The 21,157-nt window shown below is 34.6% G+C and carries 20 protein-coding genes and 1 pseudogene; 11 read left to right on the forward strand and 10 right to left on the reverse strand.

Annotated features, from left to right (window positions below; all coding sequences use genetic code 11):
- Positions 1-25 precede the first annotated feature (25 nt).
- From BLV40_RS15480 to BLV40_RS15495, 4 genes are read right to left on the reverse strand one after another with little or no spacing between them, the layout of a single operon-like run.
- Positions 26-970, reverse strand: a complete 945-nt coding sequence (locus BLV40_RS15480; RefSeq protein ID WP_090691494.1) for an NAD-dependent epimerase/dehydratase family protein — start codon at positions 968-970, stop codon at positions 26-28.
- A 22-nt stretch (positions 971-992) separates the two neighbouring features.
- The gene (locus tag BLV40_RS15485) at positions 993-1,631 is read right to left on the reverse strand and encodes a sugar transferase (RefSeq protein WP_090691497.1); all 639 of its coding nucleotides are present in this window, start codon (positions 1,629-1,631) and stop codon (positions 993-995) included.
- 14 nt (positions 1,632-1,645) lie between these two features.
- Positions 1,646-2,266, reverse strand: a complete 621-nt coding sequence (locus BLV40_RS15490) for a CpsD/CapB family tyrosine-protein kinase (protein WP_090691502.1) — start codon at positions 2,264-2,266, stop codon at positions 1,646-1,648.
- A complete protein-coding gene (locus BLV40_RS15495; protein WP_090691506.1) occupies positions 2,256-3,002 on the reverse strand; it encodes a YveK family protein in 747 nt (248 codons plus the stop codon). Before BLV40_RS15495 ends, BLV40_RS15490 begins: the two co-directional genes overlap by 11 nt.
- 534 nt (positions 3,003-3,536) lie before the next feature.
- On the opposite strand from BLV40_RS15495, the gene BLV40_RS15500 reads away from it, so the two are divergent.
- Together BLV40_RS15500 and BLV40_RS15505 are read left to right on the forward strand one after the other, a co-directional pair.
- Positions 3,537-4,766 carry a helix-turn-helix domain-containing protein gene (locus BLV40_RS15500; protein ID WP_090691507.1) on the forward strand — a complete coding sequence of 410 codons (1,230 nt, stop codon included), beginning with the start codon at positions 3,537-3,539 and terminating at the stop codon, positions 4,764-4,766.
- Positions 4,767-5,478: 712 nt separating this feature from the next.
- Positions 5,479-6,630: an acyltransferase family protein gene (locus BLV40_RS15505; protein ID WP_090691509.1), complete on the forward strand. Its 1,152-nt coding sequence runs from the start codon at positions 5,479-5,481 to the stop codon at positions 6,628-6,630.
- A gap of 273 nt (positions 6,631-6,903) precedes the next feature.
- Here the strand turns inward: BLV40_RS15505 and BLV40_RS15510 are convergent, their stop codons facing one another.
- Positions 6,904-7,935, reverse strand: coding sequence for a S66 family peptidase (locus BLV40_RS15510; protein ID WP_090691511.1), 1,032 nt, complete (start codon positions 7,933-7,935; stop codon positions 6,904-6,906).
- A gap of 140 nt (positions 7,936-8,075) precedes the next feature.
- Complete coding sequence (locus BLV40_RS15515; RefSeq protein ID WP_090691513.1) at positions 8,076-8,630, reverse strand: hypothetical protein; 555 nt, start codon at positions 8,628-8,630, stop codon at positions 8,076-8,078.
- Positions 8,631-9,167: 537 nt separating this feature from the next.
- Between BLV40_RS15515 and BLV40_RS15520 the strand changes: the two genes are divergently transcribed.
- A complete protein-coding gene (locus BLV40_RS15520; RefSeq protein WP_090691515.1) occupies positions 9,168-10,841 on the forward strand; it encodes an alkaline phosphatase in 1,674 nt (557 codons plus the stop codon).
- 62 nt (positions 10,842-10,903) lie between these two features.
- On the opposite strand, the gene BLV40_RS15525 is transcribed toward BLV40_RS15520, so the two are convergent.
- A complete protein-coding gene (locus BLV40_RS15525; protein WP_090691517.1) occupies positions 10,904-12,208 on the reverse strand; it encodes a DUF5068 domain-containing protein in 1,305 nt (434 codons plus the stop codon).
- A gap of 469 nt (positions 12,209-12,677) precedes the next feature.
- On the opposite strand from BLV40_RS15525, the gene BLV40_RS15530 reads away from it, so the two are divergent.
- Complete coding sequence (locus tag BLV40_RS15530; protein ID WP_090691519.1) at positions 12,678-13,760, forward strand: coiled-coil domain-containing protein; 1,083 nt, start codon at positions 12,678-12,680, stop codon at positions 13,758-13,760.
- Positions 13,759-13,908 (forward strand): annotated as a pseudogene (locus tag BLV40_RS29375) (SAM-dependent methyltransferase); the annotation flags it as partial. The gene BLV40_RS15530 and the pseudogene BLV40_RS29375, both read left to right, overlap by 2 nt.
- Before the next feature lie 95 nt (positions 13,909-14,003).
- On the opposite strand, the gene BLV40_RS15540 reads toward BLV40_RS29375, so the two are convergent.
- Entirely contained in the window at positions 14,004-14,534 is a 531-nt protein-coding gene (locus BLV40_RS15540) for a GNAT family N-acetyltransferase (RefSeq protein WP_090691524.1), read from the reverse strand.
- A gap of 197 nt (positions 14,535-14,731) precedes the next feature.
- Between BLV40_RS15540 and BLV40_RS15545 the strand changes: the two genes are divergently transcribed.
- Positions 14,732-15,112, forward strand: coding sequence for a VOC family protein (locus BLV40_RS15545; protein WP_090691530.1), 381 nt, complete (start codon positions 14,732-14,734; stop codon positions 15,110-15,112).
- A 263-nt stretch (positions 15,113-15,375) separates the two neighbouring features.
- Here BLV40_RS15545 and BLV40_RS15550 read toward each other — a convergent pair whose 3' ends face one another.
- The gene (locus tag BLV40_RS15550; protein WP_090691532.1) at positions 15,376-15,744 is read right to left on the reverse strand and encodes a hypothetical protein; all 369 of its coding nucleotides are present in this window, start codon (positions 15,742-15,744) and stop codon (positions 15,376-15,378) included.
- A 438-nt stretch (positions 15,745-16,182) separates the two neighbouring features.
- On the opposite strand from BLV40_RS15550, the gene dhaK reads away from it, so the two are divergent.
- From dhaK to BLV40_RS15560, 3 genes are all read left to right on the forward strand, one after another.
- Positions 16,183-17,934 carry a dihydroxyacetone kinase subunit DhaK gene (gene dhaK, locus BLV40_RS15555; protein ID WP_090691535.1) on the forward strand — a complete coding sequence of 584 codons (1,752 nt, stop codon included), beginning with the start codon at positions 16,183-16,185 and terminating at the stop codon, positions 17,932-17,934.
- Between the two features lie 45 nt (positions 17,935-17,979).
- Complete coding sequence (locus BLV40_RS28660) at positions 17,980-18,162, forward strand: hypothetical protein (RefSeq protein ID WP_211482125.1); 183 nt, start codon at positions 17,980-17,982, stop codon at positions 18,160-18,162.
- 121 nt (positions 18,163-18,283) lie between these two features.
- Positions 18,284-18,490 carry a hypothetical protein gene (locus BLV40_RS15560; protein WP_090691538.1) on the forward strand — a complete coding sequence of 69 codons (207 nt, stop codon included), beginning with the start codon at positions 18,284-18,286 and terminating at the stop codon, positions 18,488-18,490.
- 793 nt (positions 18,491-19,283) lie between these two features.
- Here the strand turns inward: BLV40_RS15560 and BLV40_RS29380 are convergent.
- Positions 19,284-19,487 (reverse strand): hypothetical protein, encoded by a 204-nt coding sequence (locus BLV40_RS29380; RefSeq protein WP_081810959.1) that lies wholly within the window; start codon positions 19,485-19,487, stop codon positions 19,284-19,286.
- Positions 19,488-19,906: 419 nt separating this feature from the next.
- Between BLV40_RS29380 and BLV40_RS15570 the strand changes: the two genes are divergently transcribed.
- Both BLV40_RS15570 and BLV40_RS15575 read left to right on the forward strand, forming a co-directional pair.
- Positions 19,907-20,158, forward strand: coding sequence for a hypothetical protein (locus tag BLV40_RS15570; protein WP_026590623.1), 252 nt, complete (start codon positions 19,907-19,909; stop codon positions 20,156-20,158).
- 311 nt (positions 20,159-20,469) lie between these two features.
- Positions 20,470-20,694 carry a hypothetical protein gene (locus BLV40_RS15575; RefSeq protein ID WP_026590622.1) on the forward strand — a complete coding sequence of 75 codons (225 nt, stop codon included), beginning with the start codon at positions 20,470-20,472 and terminating at the stop codon, positions 20,692-20,694.
- Positions 20,695-21,157 lie beyond the last annotated feature (463 nt).

Below are 21,157 nucleotides of genomic sequence, written 5' to 3' on the forward strand. Positions count from 1 at the left end.
TCTCTCCCAATTCACAACTGTAAAGTCACTTAAATACAGATGTAGGTTCTTTTTGCTTCAGGTAATAATCATATGTATTCGCAAGACCTTTTTCCAATGCATATACAGGTTGCCAGTCTAATTGTTGAATGCTCTTTTTATTGCAGAGCAAACTTTCTTTGACGTCACCGTCTTTTGCAGGTTGGTAAATGGGGGGGATATTTTGTTTCCCAATCGATTGAATCATCGAGAATACTTCATTGATACTTGTACAAGTTGCTGATGATATATTGAAAGTACCACTTCCATTGTAGTTCAATGCCTTAAGATTGGCGCTTGCTACATCGTCTACATAGATAAAATCTCTTGTTTGTAAACCATCCCCATAAATAATAGATTGCTCCTGTTTAATGAAATGATTTATGAAGATTGAAATCACTCCGCCTTCACCGCTTGCTGTTTGCCTTGGACCATAGACATTGCTGTAACGAAGAATGACATAGTCTATATCATATAATTCTTTTGCGAGTTTTAAATAATCCTCAGCTGTTTTTTTGGAGACGCCATAAGGTGATAAGGGGCGAGAAGGATGTGAGACTGAAATAGGCATGACTTTAGAATCGCCATATACAGCTGCTGAAGAAGCAAATATGATTTTTTTAACACGATATTTCTGAGAGAGTTTTATGATATTTGTTGACCCTATTATATTGATTAGCGCATCATTTGTTATATTTGAAATGGAGTTTTGTACACTAATTTGCGCAGCTTGGTGAACTACAAAGTCAGGTTGAAACGCCTCCATCGCTTTTTCTAATGATCTTTCATCTTCTACATTATCAAAGAAAGCTATACCTTTCGAATGGACATTATTTACGGACCCAGTGGATAAGTTATCATACACAGCCACTTCATAATTATTATGAATTAATTTTTCTACAATATGGGATCCGATAAATCCGAAGCCCCCCGTTACTAGCACTTTCTTCATTTTTTATTCTTCCCTTCAATATTTATCTAGCACCATTTCCAGTAAATACAATGGCCAATGTTCGACATAAAATCTTGATTTCCATAGCGAATGATCTGTGCTGGATATAGTATAAATCGAATGCTAATTTTTCTTCGGGAGTTAGATCATATCCACCATTCACTTGCGCCAATCCTGTTATTCCAGGCGTTACAAGTAAACGATGTTTAAAATTAGGCAATGACTTATCAAACTTTTTATAGAAATATTCTCTTTCAGGTCTAGGGCCAATGAGCGACATATCTCCTTTTAACACGTTAATAACTTGAGGGATTTCATCAATTCTAGTTTTTCTTATAAAGTTACCTATTTTTGTAACCCTAGGATCCTCTTTACTTGCCCATTGAGGACCATTTTTTTCGGCATCTAAAAACATGGAGCGTAACTTTATTAATTTGAAATCTTTTCCGTTTTTCCCCAAGCGCTGTTGATAAAAGAAGGGAGAACCAGTTGATTCGATTGGAATAAGAATGCAAAAAAGAACTAAAATGGGTGATAAAAGTAACAGCATGCAAAGCGAAAAAATAAAATCTATAAGTCGTTTAACAAGAAGGTAGGATGAAGTTGATAGAGGCGTTACTTGTAGTTCTACCTGTCTATCAATCTTTATTTTTGGGTCCAAAAGTTACTCCCCCTTTATGAAATAATGACTGTACCGATTATTTCATGTTTGCTATGTTCTAGTTGTTTTTTTACATTCGCAATTTTATCTAACTTATCACGGCCTTCCTGTATCATTAAAACAGTGCCATCACAATGTTTTGTGAGTATTTGTGCATCTGGTGTGTTTAAGAAATCGGATGTGTGAAACAGGATGATATCAAAATGCTCTTTCCACTCCTCAATTAGGATTGGGAAGGTCTCTAATGTTAACAATGTCACTGGCTCATAAAGATCCTCGCCTGTAGGTAAACAAGATAGATAATCCGTTATTTTTATTGGAGTATCCTTATTTTTCTCTCTTAAGAGTAAGTTGGTTAGGCCAAATGAATGATCAATATGAAACACATGATGTAAAGAAGGTTGACGCAGATTTGCATCCACTACCAGCACTCGTTTTCGTTGTTCTGAAAAAGCAAGGGCCAAATAAGCAGTAGCATGGGTTATATTTTGTGTTTGTGCAAGGGAAGTAATCATTAATATTGACGTTTCCTTTTGAAGGTTCGGTTCAATATGGTTACATATGCTATAAAATCGTTCTTTGATGGTGATATCATCTGGATTAAAGAAATATTTCCTCTTAAACTTAATAGCCATTATGTTCACCTCGTTTCATAGAAGGTAAGCTCTTATAAGTTGTTTTTTGCTTGTTGTTTCTTTTTTTGGTATGTAAGTTCACTCTTCCTAATAACGGGAGACCAAGGTGTTCGAGCTCCCGACTGGTGTAAGTTGAATTATCAAAGTGTTCTCGTAGAATTGCTAAACCAATTCCGGCAAAAAAGCTGATTATGATTGAAATGGCTATAATGAATTTGGGTTTTGGAAAAAGTAGTTCGGCTTCTTCCATTACCTCGGAAGCATTAAGAATATTAAGTCGGTTTACATTTGCATAGTCTTTAAATTTAGATATGGATTGCTTTGCGACAGATTGTGCAATTTTTTTAGCTAATTGTGGATCAGAGTCTTTCACTGAAATCGTAATAATCTGTGAATCATTTCTATTAGTAACGGAAACCTGTTTCAGCAAATCATAGCTTGAACGAGTTAGGTGTAGCTCTTCTTTTACGCCTATCATGATATATGGGCTTTTTATAATATCCATATATGAAAGAGCTAGCTGTCTGTTATCTTGTACCTTATTTACTGGATTTTCCTCTTTTTCTACACCTAAAGATCCAGCAAGAACTTGGGTGGAGTACTGGTAAATCGGTTTCATAAGGTACATGGATGAAATAATAATGAACCCGCTTGTACAAATTGTCGTAAGTATAATGATTAAGAGTCGCCTTTTTAAAATCTGTATAAACTCTTTTATCTTTACTTTTTCATTCATCTCGTTCACCACTTTTTCAATTTAATAGTAGAGTTTTGGCGTGATTTTCCGAATAGGAATTATCACCCTTGATTTAGAAAAAATCCTTATAACATTTATACTGGGGTGGAAAAATTATAAACTTAGCATCTGAACAGAATGCTTCTTCCTAAATTTTTACTATGTAGGGAATAGCCACATCATCATTAAGTTAAGAGTGCCAGGAGAGTATATGTGAGTATGTTTTTTGAAATGTCTATGACTACAAGAAAGATGTGCATAACAAATATATGAATGGAACGGATATTTAAATGAAGAAGTTGATCATTGTGTGATTGTTCTTATAAATCTAAATAATAAGTGTTTTTTCTGAAAATTTATGGTAATATTTTGATGTTAATTGTATTTTATTGAAAATAATAGAATTTTTAGGTATATTTAACTCTTCATAAATCTATTTATAAATCCACAAATGTATTACATAAATGTATGAATTAAAATGTTTGGTTTTTTATATGGAGCTTTATAATCTTATCTAGTTAAAAGGAGACTATAATGAATCATTCTATGGATATACAATATTTGTGTGATATTTTATATAAAACATTTCAAGTATCTATTCAATTTTTATCTGCAGATGAAAAAATCTTATATAAATCTACTTCTAATGATATTTGCAGTCCTTTTTATTCTTCTAGGGAAGAACAACTGAGTGAGCTTTTTCAAGAAAATGATCTCTATAATTTTCCGCTTATGAGGGGAAACAGTTATCTGGAAAATTTCGTTTTCATTCGCATAGTAGATTATGAATCTATAAAAGGAACCTTTTTTATTGGACCTTCTACATATCCCAAAGTATCAGAGAACATGGCCATTAGACTTATGGATGAATTTGGCGAAAATGCTAGAATCCAAGATGGAATTGAATACTATCATTCCGTACCTGTGATAAAAAAAATAACTTTAATTGATATAGGGATTTTATTGCATTACATGATTTTTAAAGAAAAGTTAGATGTAGGTGCTGTTTGGAGAGAAAATAAATTATTAGAGAAAACCGCCTATGAAATTGCGAATCCTGACTTATATATTTCAGCCCGCCGTCAAAATAATCCTGATCATTACGATATATTATTGGAACGGAATTTTTTCACATGCATTAAAGAAGGGGACAAAGAAAAATTAATAAAATATGCATATGCATTCCCGCAAGAAGATGCTGTAATTTCATCAAAAAGAAATCAGCTAAGAAATCAAAAAAATAATGGGATAATGGCCATTACTTTAGCTACTCGTTATGCAATAGAGGGGAATCTTCCGCCAGAAATTGCTTTTTCGCTTAGTTCTCTCTATATGGGAACCATTGAACAACTAGATAATATGTATTCCGTCAATAGATTAATTGAGGACGCTTTATGTGCTTTTGCTGATCGTGTTAAAGAATATAGCGTTCAAAGCTATTCGAATACAATTACTACATGTTTAAATCATATTAGCAAAAACATTTACCATGAAATAACTCTCAATAATCTCGCTACGCTGCTTGATATTAATCCTACTTATTTATCTAAATTGTTTAAAAAAGAAGTAGGAATTCCTTTAAGTGAATATATTCAAAGGGAACGAGTAGAAGAAGCAAAAAAACTATTAACATTAACTACATATCCATTATCAGATATTTGTGCTTGGCTTAACTTTTATGATCAAAGTTATTTCACAAGAGTTTTTAAAAAAATATGTAACATGACTCCTAAGCAATATCGTGAAAAGTATACCGTGATATAGGTTCGATATCTTAACAGTTAGGTGAGATATGTGTAATACTTGGTCACATATAAATGCATCGATTCAATTTATCCCAGTATTTATGAGTAATAATATTCTTACCTCAAAAAATTTCTCTGTTTACCTTTTTTAGCTTGGATGAAATGAATGTTCGAAATAAAAAAGAATCCTACGGGATTCTTTTTTTACTTTATTTTCCTATTAAAGAATAATCATTTCGTATTTTCATTTTTTACCAACGCGTGTTATATTTGGTAGCATAAAATATTTTGTGTAAATACATCTGTCTTATGAATAGGGGAAATATAGGAGATTTTTAAGTTTGCGACTAAACAAATTAAGAGAGGAGTACCTTCCTTGATGAATGAAGGTGTACTACAGATGAACTTATATAAGCAGCTAGGAAAAAGTATCACAATTTCTTTCGTGTGAGTAGGAAGACATAGCGAATAATCGATATAAAATATGGAGAAATGTAAGCTTTATCTGTTCCTTGTAATCGAAACGGAGCCTTCCAAACGCAATCATTCGCTCCATATCATCGTAGAAATGGATGGCTAGTATTCGTATGTATCAAAGGGAAATAAGTATATATAGAACGCATTTTAAAACTTTATTATTCTCCTACAACTGTAAGTAACATGATAATTTTGTAAACAAAAAGATTGAAGTCAACTTGTATTTTAATAAAAACCTTTTTAGTAGGTGTAATATGATGAAAAGATATGAGGAGTTTGACTCTCTAAGAGGATTAGCAGCACTTCTTGTAATGATCGGGCATCATATGATGCTATTGCCTGCGTACGAAAATTATCGATATGAGTTAAATAGTCCCTTCATAGTTTATTTATTCAAGGAAACTCCTTTACGTCTTTTTTTTAGTAGCGGCAACGAATCTGTTATTCTCTTTTTTGTATTGAGTGGTTTTGTTTTGTATTTATCTATTCATAATGAGAAATTTCATTATGATACATACATAATAAAACGGATTTGCCGAATTTATATACCATATGTAGTAGCAATCAGCATTGCTATTATTACTAAAATGCTTTTTATTCGTAATGATATGCCATATATTAGTGATTGGTTTAGTAAATCATGGACCACTACAGATACGCTAACTTTATTATTACAACATTTTGTTTTTATCGGTGAGTATAACACGGACGCATATAACAATGTTATATGGTCTCTTGTTCATGAAATGAGAATTTCGCTTGTATTTCCATTTCTGACTTTCTTTTTTATACGCAAAAGGCTCAGATATTCCTTATTGTGGTTTATTGTTTTAAGTTTTTCTTCGACTATAGGTTTGTATTTCTTTGATCCTAGTGGAAGCATAACTAGTGTTTTTTTAAGTTTTCACTACATCACTCTTTTTTTTCTGGGAGCTCTATTAGCCAAGTATCGTTCTTTGATTTTTCATTACGCCTTCAATATAAAAAAAGTGGTAAAAGTTGCATTGCTACTGATTGCGATTATTTGTTTTATGTATGAAGGAATGATTGGAGAAGTAGATTTTTTGAACAATTATATATTGAGGGACTACGTTGTCTCATTTGGGGTTTGTATAGTAATGATTATGAGTGTCGCTTCATGGACATTTAGTGCGTTATTAAGAAGAAAAGTATTTGTTTTTCTTGGAAAGATTTCTTATAGCCTTTATTTATATCATCTTATTTCTTTATTCTCAGTTATGCATTTATTTTATGATAAACTACCTACCATATTAATAGTGTTTCTTTCCTTTTCTCTTTCTTTTTTACTATCTTCATTGGGGTATCTATTTATTGAAAAACCTTGCATAAACCTTGGGCGGCATTTAACTAGGGAAGGTGAAGAAAAATATAGTCGTTCTTTATAAGATTCTTCAGTAAAATGTTTCTTATGTTTATCCCGCTATTTGTGGGCAGTAATACCACCTCAAAATTCAGCGAAAGTATTGCACAGTTCCAGTGGCTTCGCTTCTTCCTGTGAGGTAAAAAACACCTCTACGTCAGAAGCTCCATCCCCCTCACATTCTGGACGAGCCACTTTAAGAAGTTAGGTAGGGGGATGAACTGCCTGTAAAAGCTCGATTGGTCGTGCTAATAATCAGTGGGGGATGAAGAAAACTCCCACTGATTCAAGTTTTACTTTATTGCACGCCACTTTCTAAAATCGAGAATTTCTTTTTCTCACAATCTATTTCTGCCACCACGCCATAAGGTAAAATAAACTTAGGTTCGGTATGACCAAAGTTTAAGTTATAAAGAATCGGTAAATCTTCTAAACCATATTCTTGCATAACGGTTAGAATTTCATGTTTATATTCTTCATAGTATTTCTCGTCTTTCGGTTTGCCGAAAATGATGCCATTTGTGTTTTGTAAAATGCCCTGCGCTGCATAATTTCGTAACCAATATCTGATATAAGTTGGATCTGGTTTGTCTTCAGATGTTTCAAAGAACAGGATGCTGTTTTCCCAATACTGTTTCTCAGGCCAAAGCGATGTTCCTTTTGCGAACTCCAGTACTTCTATACAACCTCCGATTAAACGGCCTTGTACGATACCCGAGCCTTGAAGTAGTTCATATCCAGTATTTTGCTGCATGGTACGTCGTTTATTTTTGTTCGATTCAATCCATAGTAATCGTTCACTCGTCCATTCTGTAGCCGGCTCAATTTCACCAATCATTTCATTTGAAAAGAGCGTTCGATTCACCATTTCAATTGTATATGGATCCATCTCAACGTTTTCAGCAAAATCAGTCAAAATAGCTGGACCGTAAAAAGAAGAAATACCAGCTTTATGACAAAATAAATGTGGAATGGTCACATCAGAGTACCCCATAAAAACTTTTGGATTTTCACGTATGACATCAAAATCAATATAAGGAAGTAAGCGAATGCTATCTTGTCCGCCAATATTCGCAAAGATCCCTTTAATGCTTTTATCTTGAAATGCTGTCATGATATCTATCGCACGGGCCTCTGGATTCTCATAAATATAATCAGAGCCTTTCAAACTATTTGGCATAGGCACAACCACAAGACCAAACACTTCTTCTAATCTTTTTACCCCTTGTTCATAACGCCATCTTAGTTCGGGATCGCCTGCGCCTCCCCAAGAAGGACTAATTGTTGCAACGCGATCACCTGGTTGTAATCTTTCTGGTTTTCTTAACACCGTAACTCCCACCCTTATATCATTCGATTCACTATATGATTCGCATAGCTGGAAAATATAGCATATGACTTTTTTCTACATCATCAAGAAATTCCCTGCCATTCTGCTATAGAGGGGAATTCAATTGTTTGTCGTTTTTCCTATTTTTCACCTGGATTGTGGAACGGAAAAATATTATGTAATTCAAGTAACAGTCGCCCTGTCCGTTCTACATTCATTGGATTTCCGTTATGTGGTGAACATTCTTCTAGTCTCCAAGAGGGTAGCTCTTCTCCTTCATTTGGTAAATCATAATCTCCGCCGCCTGCATCTGATAGACGATATAAAATTTCATTCATAGCGGACCTAGCTATCCAGTACGCAAATAATCCAATCTTTTCAGGTGGGATTCCTGCTTGCACCATTTCTTTTATAATCAAGTTGTTTGTATCGGGTGTTGCTTGTTCATTCGCACGCTGAATCGAGTTTTGAACCCAGCTTTCATGATTATATAAATACATATCCAATATTTCTTGGAATGGCCTTAAAAAACGAAAGCTGGCAAGAACAGCTTCTTTACCTTCTATCTCATCTTTAGCCCAATGTTCAGGGTACTGTACACCGAATTCCTTTAATATTTCGGTTACATTTTCTTTCGTTGGTTCTTTTTTAAAGTCGTCTAAAAGGGGGATTAAATTATCCTTCATATAATCCATATGTTTTCTCCTTTGTCTGTATTTTCTGGTAATCCTGTATTCATTATAATATTTAAAATTAAGATTCGGTTAAAAGAGTAACAGTAATTCCTGTAAAAACTTTTGCAAATACTTGGCTGCCAAGGGAAGGAGTTATCCCGCTATTTTAGGACAGTAACATTCCCACCTCTAAATTCAGCGAAAGCGATGTCTAGCTCTAGCGGCTAGAATCTCCGGTCGTTTCGCCCCCTCGGACGAGGTAAAAAGCGCCCCTCGGACGAGGCAAAAAGCGCCTCTCTGCCCTTGGCTTCAACGTCCTGTGATTCTGAGCGAGCCGCTTCCGCTTTCTAAAGAAGTTAGGTGGGAGATGAACTGTCCGTAAAAACCCGATTGGTGAGGGCTAATAATCAGTGGGGAATGGAGAAAACCCCCACTGATTCAAGTTTCACTTTATTGTTAGCTTCGTGACAATAGGGTACTACTAAATAAGAAGAAACAGCTTGTTTACATACGAATGTTAGAGTGGGGATGCCGAAAACAACCTATGGAGGGACAACAATGACTAATTTTCGGAAAAAGATGATGGGGCCAACATTAGCGGGAACGATAGTGCTAGGTTTATTAGGTGCAGGAAGCATGATGAATGATAACGAGGTAAAAGCTGAGGTGAAAAAAGCAAGGCAGCAACCCAAAAACGTAATTATGATGGTTATGGATGGGACAAGCTCTTCAGCAACAACATTGGCCCGATGGTATAAAGGTGCACCTCTTGCGCTAGATCAAATTGTATCAGGAGGGGTTCGTACTTATTCGGCGGAATCAGCTATTACGGAATCAGCGCCGGCAGCAACAGCTTTAGCGACAGGAAATAAATCAAATTCGAGCTATGTGGGCGTATTACCTTCTGTTGTGAATTCACCTGGCTTAGAACCAATCAAAGAAGAAGACAGGTTTCGTCCAGTTGCCAACGTCTTAGAAGGCGCAGAACGTTCAGGCCGCGCAACAGGAATTATTGCTACATCAGAAATTCAGCATGCCACTCCGGCTGCTTTCTCTGCTCATCATGCGAACCGCAAAGATTTTGAAGTACTTGGTGAACAACAGGTTTATCAAAATATGGAAATTGTATTAGGCGGAGGAAAGGCAGCGCTGCAACCTGTGAGAAACAATGGAATCCGTAAAGACAACGAAGATTTAATAAAAGTGATCCAAGACAAAGGGTACGACTTTGTGGAAACGAAGGATGCCTTATTAAACTCTAAATCCGATAAAATTTGGGGCTCTTTCTCAAATACTGCACTTGCGTTTGATATGGATCGTGAAGCAACCAATCCCAAGCAGCCAACACTTTCCCAGATGACGGGGAAAGCAATTCAAACATTATCAAAAGATAAAGATGGATTCTTCTTATTTGTAGAAGGCAGTAAGCCCGATTGGGCAGCGCATGTCAATGACCCAATCGGGATGATTAGCGATATATTAGCATTTGATGCTGCGGTTGCAGAAGCGTTAAAGTTTGCAAAAAAAGATGGGAACACGATGGTCATTGCTGTAACGGACCATGGTAACAGTGGTATTTCCATCGGTAACAAAAATACCACAAAAGGATATGATACCACACCGGTATCTGCCTACATTGCTCCACTGAAAAAGGCAAAAATGACACTTGAAGGTGCTACAAATAAACTAAAAGATGATTTATCTAATGTAAAAGAGATAGCTGCACTTTATGGTTTAGGAGATTTAACTCATGATGAAAAAGCAAAGTTAAAAGCTGCACAAAAGAAAACGGATGTAGGTCCAATACTTACTAAGTTATTGGCCAACCGTGCGAACATTGGTTTTACAACGGGGGGGCATACGGGTGAAGATGTATTCTTATACTCTTACGGCCTTGGGAAGCCATATGGTTTCGTCCAAAATACAGATATTGCGAAGGTAATGGCCAAAGCAATGGGCTTTCACTTAGAAGAGTTAACAAACAAATTATTTTTAGATGCTGAATCAGCCTTTAAACAAATTGGTGCAACTGTAAAAATCGATAAAACAGATGTAGCAAACCCGGTGCTCGTAGTAAAACACAATAAAGGGGAAGCTCAATTGTTTGTTAATAAGAATATAATCCGTATCGATGGAAGAGCTTATGAGTTAGGAAGTATCGTTGTAGAGAGTAATGGGAAATTTTATATACCTGAAAAGGCAGTTCATCTATTTACAAAGCATTCTCGGTGAATGCTTTATAAATAGCATTAGCCGGGGGAGGAAACAACCTCACCCCGGCTTTTATTGTGGCTTTATTTCGGTAATGTGAATTTCACTTGTTTCCCTTTTGAAATATCTTTTGCGTCTTTATTTCTCATAGGTCCTAATTCGATCTCGAAGCTTTTGTCTTTCCAAATCTTTTCATACTGCTCCTGATCTAAGGTGAAAACCTGTAATAACTCGCCAGATGTTCCGGCTTTAATCAAATCATTATATTTATAATTCAGCAACATGCCTTCGCTTAGCGTATACTGCGCACCATCATTCACTCTTAGTGTAGAACTTAATGAAGACAACCCAATATCTTCAGGCTCTTTGTTATCGAGTTTAAATTTGACTGTCATTAAAACAATGCCATTTTTGAAATTTTTAAATCGAGGAGCTTCAACGGAATTTGGCGTAAATTTAGTGAATTGGTATCCCTCTAATGTAACATTGGTATTACCTAATTGTTCACTTTTATTAATGTTTGATTTCTCACTTAGCATCGTTTTCTCGCCCATGTTATCAACAGTTACTTTATCTTGATAAAAAGCTTTATCTGCTGCAGTCTTTTCACTACCTTGTTGATTTAAACTTAACGCAAATTTCCCCGGACTTCCGATTGGAGCATCAAATTTTCCTTTATTAGCCTGCGCTTCAGGAACCATTACTGATACCGTTGATAGCCCTAAAATTTTTGTTAAATCATCTTTACTAAATGGGTAAGCAACATAACCAGAAACGCTTTTCCCTGCTTCTACTAAATAATTATTCTTTGGAGACAATTTCTCAGTTAATTGTTCTTCTGTTGGAATTAAATCTTTATAGTTACTGTAATCCTTTGTAGCGCCTGTAAATGTTATGTTTAAAGTTGGCATATAATAAGCATCTTTATTTGAACCGTTCTTTACAGTATAGTGTGCAAGAATAACCCCACCATTTGTCTGCCTGTTAAAAGGAATATCAAAATTGGTATGAAAATCATTCAATTCAACTAATGTGTAGTTATCAAGTGATACGGAAACATCTTGTAATTTATGTAATTGCGGTTCCTTGTTTTCATAAAGAACTTTCGTTTTACCTTGTGTTTCTTTCTCCATATAGGAGATAAGCTTTGAATAATCACTTGCGTTAGCTGCCGTATCTTTCGTGTTTGTATCTTTAGATTCTTTCTCTTTTGATGTATCCGTTTTTTCTTCTTTCTTTTCTTTTTGTGTATCTTTTTTCTCTTCTTTATTTTCTTTTGTCACATTCTCTTTTTGTTCATTATTTGCTTTATCACTTTGACCACAGCCAGTTATCATAAGGGCTGCAACCATCATGACAGAAAATAAAGACATTAATTTTTTCGACATTTTTCTTCCCCCTGTTTTTTCCCTTTTAAACGTTTAATCTAGGCAATCAAATAATTGAATATAACCCTTCCTAATCGCCTCTACGTTTTATTATAGAAAAAAGATTTACCGTTTACCAGCTTTTTCTATTTCTCTGTAATGTTTAAAGAAGAATACCACTCTTGTGAATTTCATAAAGAAAGATGATGTATGAGGTCCAGTTGTAATTCCCAAATCTCAATAAAAGCGGAACTGAAATGAAAGGACATTATGTAGAAAGAGGAATTAGCAAATTTAGGCAGTTAATTTTGGGAATAAGTTTGATGCAAAAAGGCAATATACAAAAAGCTTCTCGTGTATTTTATATATCATCCTACTATTCTAGTTTCCTTTATAAACATTTGGTATAATTATGCTGATATTATTAAATTTTTATATATTAAGATTTGAACGTAAAAACTTATTGCTCATGAAAGAAGAGAGGTACAAAATGATGAGTACTAAAAAAACAGTAGCGATATCCACACTAGCTTTAGCGATGATAACAGGAGCTGATACCATTAATGCTCAAGTTCCTGATACCATCAAAATACATGATTCTATCACGCAACAAGCAGAAGAGAAGGTATCCGAATTAAAGCAAGCGAAACAACAAGCAGAAGAGAGAGTATCTGAATTAAAACAGACGCAGCAAAATGTGGAAGAGAAAGTATCTGAAGCGAAACAACAAGCAGAAGAGAGAGTATCTGAGTTAAAACAGGCGAAGCAAGATGCAGAAGAGAAGGTATCTGAATTAAAACAGTCGAGGCAACATGTAGAAGAGAAAGTATCTGAAGCGAAGCAACAAGCAGAAGAGAGAGTATCTGAATTAAAACAGACGAAGCAAGATGCAGAAGAGAAGGTATCTGAATTAAAACAGTCGGGGCAACATGTGGAAGAGAAAGTATCTGAATTAAAGCAGGTCAAGCAAAACGCAGAAGAGAAATTAACTGAATTAAAACAGTCGGGGCAACATGCAGAAGAGAAGTTATCTGAATTAAAGCAGATCAAGCAAAATGCAGAAGAGAAATTAACTGAATTAAAACAGTCGGGGCAAAATGCAGAAGAGAAATTATCTGAGTTAAAACAGATCAAGCAAAATATAGAAAATAAATTAACTGAATTAGCACATGCGAAGCAAACGATAGAAGAAAAAATATCTGAGTTAAAACAGATGAAGCAAACGATAGAAAATAAATTGATTGAATTAACAGGTACGAAGCAAAATGTAGAAAAGAAAGTAACTGAATTGAGACAGACGCAGCAAAATATAGAAAATAAATTAATTGAATTAACAGGTACGAAGCAAAATGTAGAAAAGAAAGTAACTGAATTGAAACAGACGAAGCAAAATGTAGAAAAGAAAGTATCTGAATTAGAACAGACTAACAAGGCTCTTCAAATGAAAAACGATAACAGGGAACTTCCTAACGCTGGAGGTACAGAATTCAATACAATGCCTCTAGGGGTGTTATCAATCTTAGGTGGAATGATATTAATCGTACGAAATAGAATGAAAAAGGCATTTGATTGATTATTAAGAAACACCCGAAGAACTCATATTCCTATTTAAACACACACCGATCCTACCAAGATTTGATGGGGAAATTTATTATAATAAAACGGGAAAAGGAATCCGTACAAGTTCAAACCGTTTTATGATAATAGCTAATAATGCTTAATCCTTGTTACATGAACAGGGGATTCAGGAAAAGCCGTTCTCCATCATTTATAGGAGAACGGCTTTTTTTGCGTGGTACTTGTGATTAGGATTTCACTAAACGAATTTATACATAAGAATATCATCTACATATTCATTATCATTCATTTTAAATTCTTTCATTTTACGGCCTTCCTCAATGAACCCCATCTTTTTGTACAAAGATATTGCGCTATGATTTGTTGAGAAAACTCCTAAACTTACTTTCTCGATGAAAGGATTTTTCTCTGCCCAGTCTAATAAAGCTTGGAGTAGCATTTTTCCAATTCCTATTCCTCTGTAATTTTTACTAATCATTATTCCAAAGGAACCTGTATGAGACAATCGCTTTTTATTCTCGTTCATAAATACAATCCAACCAACAACTTCACCAGCTTTTTCAGCTACAATTAATGTTTTTCTTTCATTCTCCAATACGCTTTGCACCCATTCTCTTTGCTCGGATGATGTTTTTTTAAACTCTTCTGGTAATGAAATAAGAAAGTGACCTTCGGAAACAATTGATTTCTGTATGTCTAAAGTTGCTTCTGCATCTTCTATTTTTCCAGTACGAATCATGTAACTAGCAGTATCTTTTGAAATTAGCAAGGATATTCCTCCCTTATAAAATATTTTGATAATATTCTATCTTCCCTTCATAATCTCCTACCTAAACGAAAAAGCTTCATTCTTTTTAGAAGGAAGTTTTCAGTTATTGTCGTATCTATTAAGTTGTCGCTAGGGTATCAGAAACTTTGGCGATGGAAAAGGTTAGACATTTATTTGTATAGAGGAGTGGAAAGTCTATGATTCATAAAGTCGGTCAAATTATGTTGTATGTAAATAACCAAGATGAGGCAGTGAGTTTTTGGACAGAAAAAGTAGGATTTCGTGTAGTTTCTGAAGAAGATAACGGTCAAGGAATGCGATGGATTGAAATTGCTCCGGCAAAGGGTGCAGAAACAAGTATCATTTTGCACAATAAGGAATTCGTTGCGAAAATGTCACCGGGATTAAATCTTGGTACACCTTCTTTAATGTTTTTCACGGAAAATCTTGATGCATTCCGTGGCGACCTAGTAAATAAAAATATCACAGTCGGAGAAATTGTAAATATGCCTTCCGGTAGAGTGTTTAACTTTGCGGATCATGAAGAGAATTACTTTGCTGTGATGGAGAAAAAATAAGTTATCAGGAACAGAGGTTAAAAAGGAATTCGAATGTTTCATAGAAGATAATTTGAATGAAATATTAATTTTCTCAATACAAATTATGTTGAAGTGTAGTAGAATGTAATTGGATGAGAATCCAAATGCAATTATATTATTAAAATTAAAGTGGTTATCAAGTCGGGGAAAAAGCACTCATAAGAGTGCTTTTTCTCTTTATATCATATGAAAATAAGCATCTTGAAATGAATACTTTAAAGCTAAGTATTCTCCGTACTTAGCTAATCCGACGAGTCCCCACCATCGAATGAATCATTATGGCTTGCTGAATCTGAGCCATGGCTGTCATTTCCTAAATCATGATCGATATTTGAATCTTCATGGGCACTTTTCATAGCTGCAACAACAAAAGATGTTGTCATTACCGCATTCATCCACTCTGCTTCAGCATCTTTGGTAGTGATTTCTGAATCTTTATATTGCCCTGTGTCTTTTGCCGGAGAATGTACTTTTCGTTCTTTTTCAATAGAACGACGATGATTCGTTTTCTTCCCAGAAAGCTTTATGAATACTGATAAAATTAAACATATGATGGATATGATGATGATAAACAAAATGGAGTATAAAGCTAAATTCACTATATCTGTCATATTTATACCTTCTTTCCTATCTTAAGTGATCATTCATGTTCTAAACAAAATATCATCTTAAATATTTCGATATCTATGTCATCACCGCTTATTTACTATGTAAAGTTAAACAATAACAAAAAATTCGTCACGATGAAACACCAAATATATAAACAAACAGGAATGAAATCGATTTTGAACATAATACAAAAAGCCTCAGATGTATTTATAAGTCCACATTTGAGGCTAATCCTATCTACTAATGAAGTCGATGTCTTTAGACAAATCGTTCATTTTGTCCGTTTACTATAAAACGCTTTCATCTTACTATAGTTAGTGAGAATATGCTTTTAAATATATCATAATTCAGAAGGGCATGTGTCATGTCAGCTAGGTGGAAGTGTGGATACGAATAGGCATATAAAGAATGTAACAAAACGTGTAGAGGAGAAATAAGAAATGAAAAAAATTATAAATCAACCTGAAACTCTCGTTATGGAGATGTGCAATGGAATGGTTATAGCTCATCCAGAACTGGAGTTGCTAAAGAAGTACAAGGTAATTAAGAAGAAAGAAATGAACGAAAATAAGGTCACTTTAATTAGTGGTGGCGGTAGTGGACACGAACCAGCGCATGCGGGGTTAGTCGGAAAAGGAATGCTAGATGCGGCAGTATGCGGAGATGTGTTTGCGTCTCCTTCACAAATTCAAGTATATCAAGCGATTAAAGCAACAGCTAGCAAAAAAGGTACGCTTCTTATTATTAAGAATTACAGTGGAGATATCATGAATTTTAAAAATGGTGCTCACTTAGCTACTGAAGACGGCATTCAAGTTGAATATGTCCGTGTAGATGATGATATCGCAGTAGAAGATAGTCTGTATACAGTAGGGCGCCGCGGCGTTGCGGGGGTTTTGTTAGTACACAAAATAGCTGGTGCCGCAGCGGAAGAAGGTATGGATTTAATGCAGGTGAAAGCTGTAGCAGAAAAAGCAGCGGCGAATGTTCGTACAATTGGTCTCGCATTAACTTCTTGTACGGTTCCTGCCAGTGGATCGCCTACTTTTAAACTGGGTGAAGATGAGATGGAATATGGTGTTGGTATTCATGGAGAGCCAGGTAGAAAACGTGAAAAAATTGCGACTGCAGACGAACTAGCTTTACGCATGACAAATGACCTTGTGAAGGATTTAGGGCTAGAAGACAATGCTGAAATTGCTGTTTTAGTAAATGGTTTCGGCGGTACACCGCTTCAAGAACTGTATCTATTTAACAATGCCGTTACGAGAGAGTTAAGTAAAAGAAATATAAGAATTAATAGAACGTTTGTCGGCAATTACATGACAAGTATTGATATGGCTGGGGTTTCTCTAACTGTAATGAAACTAGATGATGAGCTGAAAACATTACTATCGAAAGAATGTAATACACCTGCGTTTAAGGTAGATGGGCCAATTGAGAGTGTGGAATACATTGATATTAACAGCGATGTAGAAGAGAAGCCAGTTTTCTTTGAGATGGAAACAGCGGAAGAACACGCTATTATCAAGGATGAGGTACTTACATTAAATAATATGATTTATCTTGTAGATAAAATGAGCGAGGTTATTATTAAGAACGAAGTACCATTCTGCGAATTAGATACGCATGCAGGCGATGGTGACTTTGGAATGAGTGTCGCGAAAGGATTTAAACAATTAAAGCGTGAATGGAGCTCGATTTTAGATCAAGAATATTTAAATATTGGGACTTTCCTTGATGCGTGCTCTATGGTGATTATGGAACATTGCGGAGGAGCTTCTGGTCCCATTTGGGGCGGGGCTTTCCGTGCTGCAGGTAAGGCGATTGAAGGAAAAGTGGAATTAACAGTTGCAGAGTTTGCCGAAATGCTGGAGGCTGCACTTAAAGGGATACAGTCTATTGGTGAGCGATCTTTCGGAAGAGGAGCAGAGGTAGGAGATAAAACGCTTGTGGATGCGCTTGTACCTTGTGTAAACGCTTGGTCAGAAAGTGCTGCAGCTGGTACAGACTTTAAGACTGCTTTTGAAAAAGGAGCAGAGGCTGCTGTTAAAGGAGCAGAATATACAAAAGAAATCGTTGCTCGAATGGGCCGCGCTGGTACGGTTGGTGAAAGAAGCTTAGGTTATCCAGATGCAGGTGCTTATGCACTAGGGGTTATCTTTACAGAGCTTTCTCGTAGTTTAAAATAATGGTAGTTTGGTGTTTCTGGATACTGGAAATTCCGCGGTGTGTAGATGAATAGAGGGAAAATGAGAAAGAAGCAACGTTCAATACACGTTGCTTCTTTTTCACTTTTTTTGCATGCAAGAGCAAAAGGTGTTTCGCCGTGGTATTTAATTTTCAAATTCGCTCCAGGTGCGGGAGTACAAAATTGGATGTCTAATTGGGAAAATAATGATCCTATAAATCAAGTATGAAAAGCTCTTGGTAAACAAGCTTCATATAAACAATTTGGCAATAGAATAGGCATAAACTTTCATAATTTAGAAATAATATCAGGGTCCGTAGTAATTACTAAATGAAAGAGGAGAGATCAATATGCCTACTAATAAATCAAATAATCCAAAAGAAAGCTTAGCACTTCAAAAAAATAAAAATATGGATGGATTGATTAATGCGGAAGATGCAAGTGAAGAGATTCAAGCTGCAATAGAGCCAAAGGTAAGTATGCAAGAAGGAGATAGAGTTTCAATATATTGGGGTGATGAATGGAATATAGAAGAAGGAGAAAAGAGAAAAAAATAATATAACATGTTTTTTAAATAAGGAATATCAAGGGTGAAAAAAGCTAATTTCAAACAACAAGAAAAGGTTTATTCAGTGGCTTTTCTTGTTGTTATTCTAAAGATCTCGCTTTTTATCCCGCATGAACGGCCTGTAAAAGCACGATTGGTGAGGGCTAATAATCAGTGGGGATGAAGAAGACCCCTACTGATTAAAGTTTCACTTTATATATTGTATTTAAATAAAATGTCGAATTTGTAAGAAATTTGAGATTTTTTGTTGATTTATATTATTTTTCATGTTAAACTCATAACAACAAAGAAAGAGTAAACAAAAACCCTTAGCGAATAAATTTTCTGAATTTTTAGTCTTATCGGTCGGTTTACTCCATTTGATTTACATGTTTGAGTATTGTTTTTCCACTCTTTCTTTGTTATACCCTATAAAAGAAAGCAACTTGTTTTTATCCAAGTTGTTTTCTTTACAAAAGTTACTATAGTTTACAGGGGGGGATTTTCAACAGCTAATAGATTGGACATTTCATGTAGAGTTTACATTACAATGGCGTGGAGCCAGAAAGGGGCGAAAACCAAGAAATTTGAATGTCAGTTTTTTAATTTTAGAAAAGGAAGAATAGAAATATAGTGGACATACAATTAAAATAAGGGAATGCAGTATAGATCAGTCTATAGGCATTCCCTTTCTAATATCCTGCAATATAAAAGTTCTCCCAAATTTCCACTTATGTTTTCAGGTGAAACGAATCCCAAATGATATTTGTAATGACTCCCTTTTTCCGCATGTGTATTCGCTCCTAATCTGTTGACGTTTTATAGTTTTTCTTGATGATATCTCGCATGTCTCTGACAAAGAATAGAAGGAACATTATACCTATGATGCCACTAATCCAAAAATATGTATTTCCGGCTGTGAATTTATTATAGAAGGTATAGGCATTCCAAATAATAAGGATTACTGAACATATAGTAGAGATTACTAATGAACCTAAACTTCTCATAATTGTCACCTCGATTCAAAATGTTATAATTTTTATATAATTATACATTTAAATAAAGGAATTTATAAGGAGATCAGGTTACATTAGTTAGGATAATTGTTAGAAAAATATGCTTAACGTTGTAAAAGCGCAGAATCCTGACGCTCCCATGCCCATCAACTTAAGAATTTAGAATTACCCCAAACGAAAAAATATGTATCGTAACATATATGTTTTTTACCCGTATTTATGAATAACTTTAGATACTTACATGATAAGCATCCAAATAGGATGCTTTTATTATGAGCTAAACATGCACTTACAACTGAGTTTATTTTAATGCGTAAAGACGGTACTACAGCTGGTTTATGGAAACTAGGAAGATTCTTTGTCTTCGCCCATCCTCTTTAGAGTTGTCGCTTTGGTGAGGTGGAGAAATTATGCAATATGGAGAAATGTTGAAAGAATTAGCGGTAGGGGGAATATATATTGAAAAACAAATTTCTAATTTGTTATGCAATAATAGAAAAGAATTAACTATTTTATGCGATTCTGTAACGAAATTCGGTGAATCTGAAACAGAAAGATTTCAAGTGATAGGTAAATATGAAATGTATGTTCATAAAAATCAAGGTTACTCTTATCATGCACCATCAAAAAAGACAATGGTTTATGTTATAGAAAGGATTTAAAAGCATCCCAAACGGGTGTTTTTTTCTTTGTTATATAGAAATTATACATTAAACTAGTAAAACATTGAATGAGACGGGCATATATTAAAATTATGACACAACGCATTCATTTTTTATAATCGTATTGGGCGAGCACATTGTAGTGCTCTTTTTTATTGAACCAAATGGACATTTGAAGAGATAGTACTTACACTTCCTTCTCTTAAAATATCCTTAAATGTATCTAGATTTAAGGGTATAAAAAAATAAAATGGTATAATTTTCTAAAACAGACTAAATAAAGTTAATTTTAGAAAAGGGGTAGAGGAAAAATGTTTCAGAAATTTAAATTTTATATAATCAGCATTGTGGTCAGCTCGATATTAGGGGGAATTATCTTAGGTGCTAATTTCTTGTTCCAAAACATATACGGATTAATTGCAGGTAAAGGATTTTATTTTAATATGTGGCCTTCTGTTATTATATTTTGCATAGTGTTTATTTCTAGTTTTGCATATATGTTGAGGCAGGGACCAGATATACTTATTAATGATTAATTCTATAGTTACTTCGTTAGGCGCTACCGAGATCGGTTTAGCGTCTTATTTGTTGTTAAGGGGTGATAAAAAGGTAACAAAACAAACGAACACAATGAACGAAAATAGAGATAGTTAACAAATGTCTGTTTTTATAGTTTATAGGTGGGCATAAATATACTTTCAGTTTGTATGTATAAATTATTGTTGAATATAGATATATGTTTCTCTTTAAGAATGCTCATTCTTCTCGATTTATCTATGCATATATTTTTTATAATTTATTATCATATCGATGTTGATTTTATGTGAAATGAAAGATTGGGATTTTTTAGGGATAAAAAATACAATTAATTGTTTTGTTTGATAAATTCACATAATTCTCAAAATTTAAATCTTTGATTGTTAATATTTGTTATATAATGAAATTGTCAAATCAGTCATTAAATAGTGTCCTTTATGTTTCTGTTGAAACAGTTTGATT

This window comes from Bacillus sp. 166amftsu (assembly GCF_900107445.1).
GTDB classification, from domain to species: Bacteria; Bacillota; Bacilli; order Bacillales; family Bacillaceae_G; genus Bacillus_A; species Bacillus_A arachidis.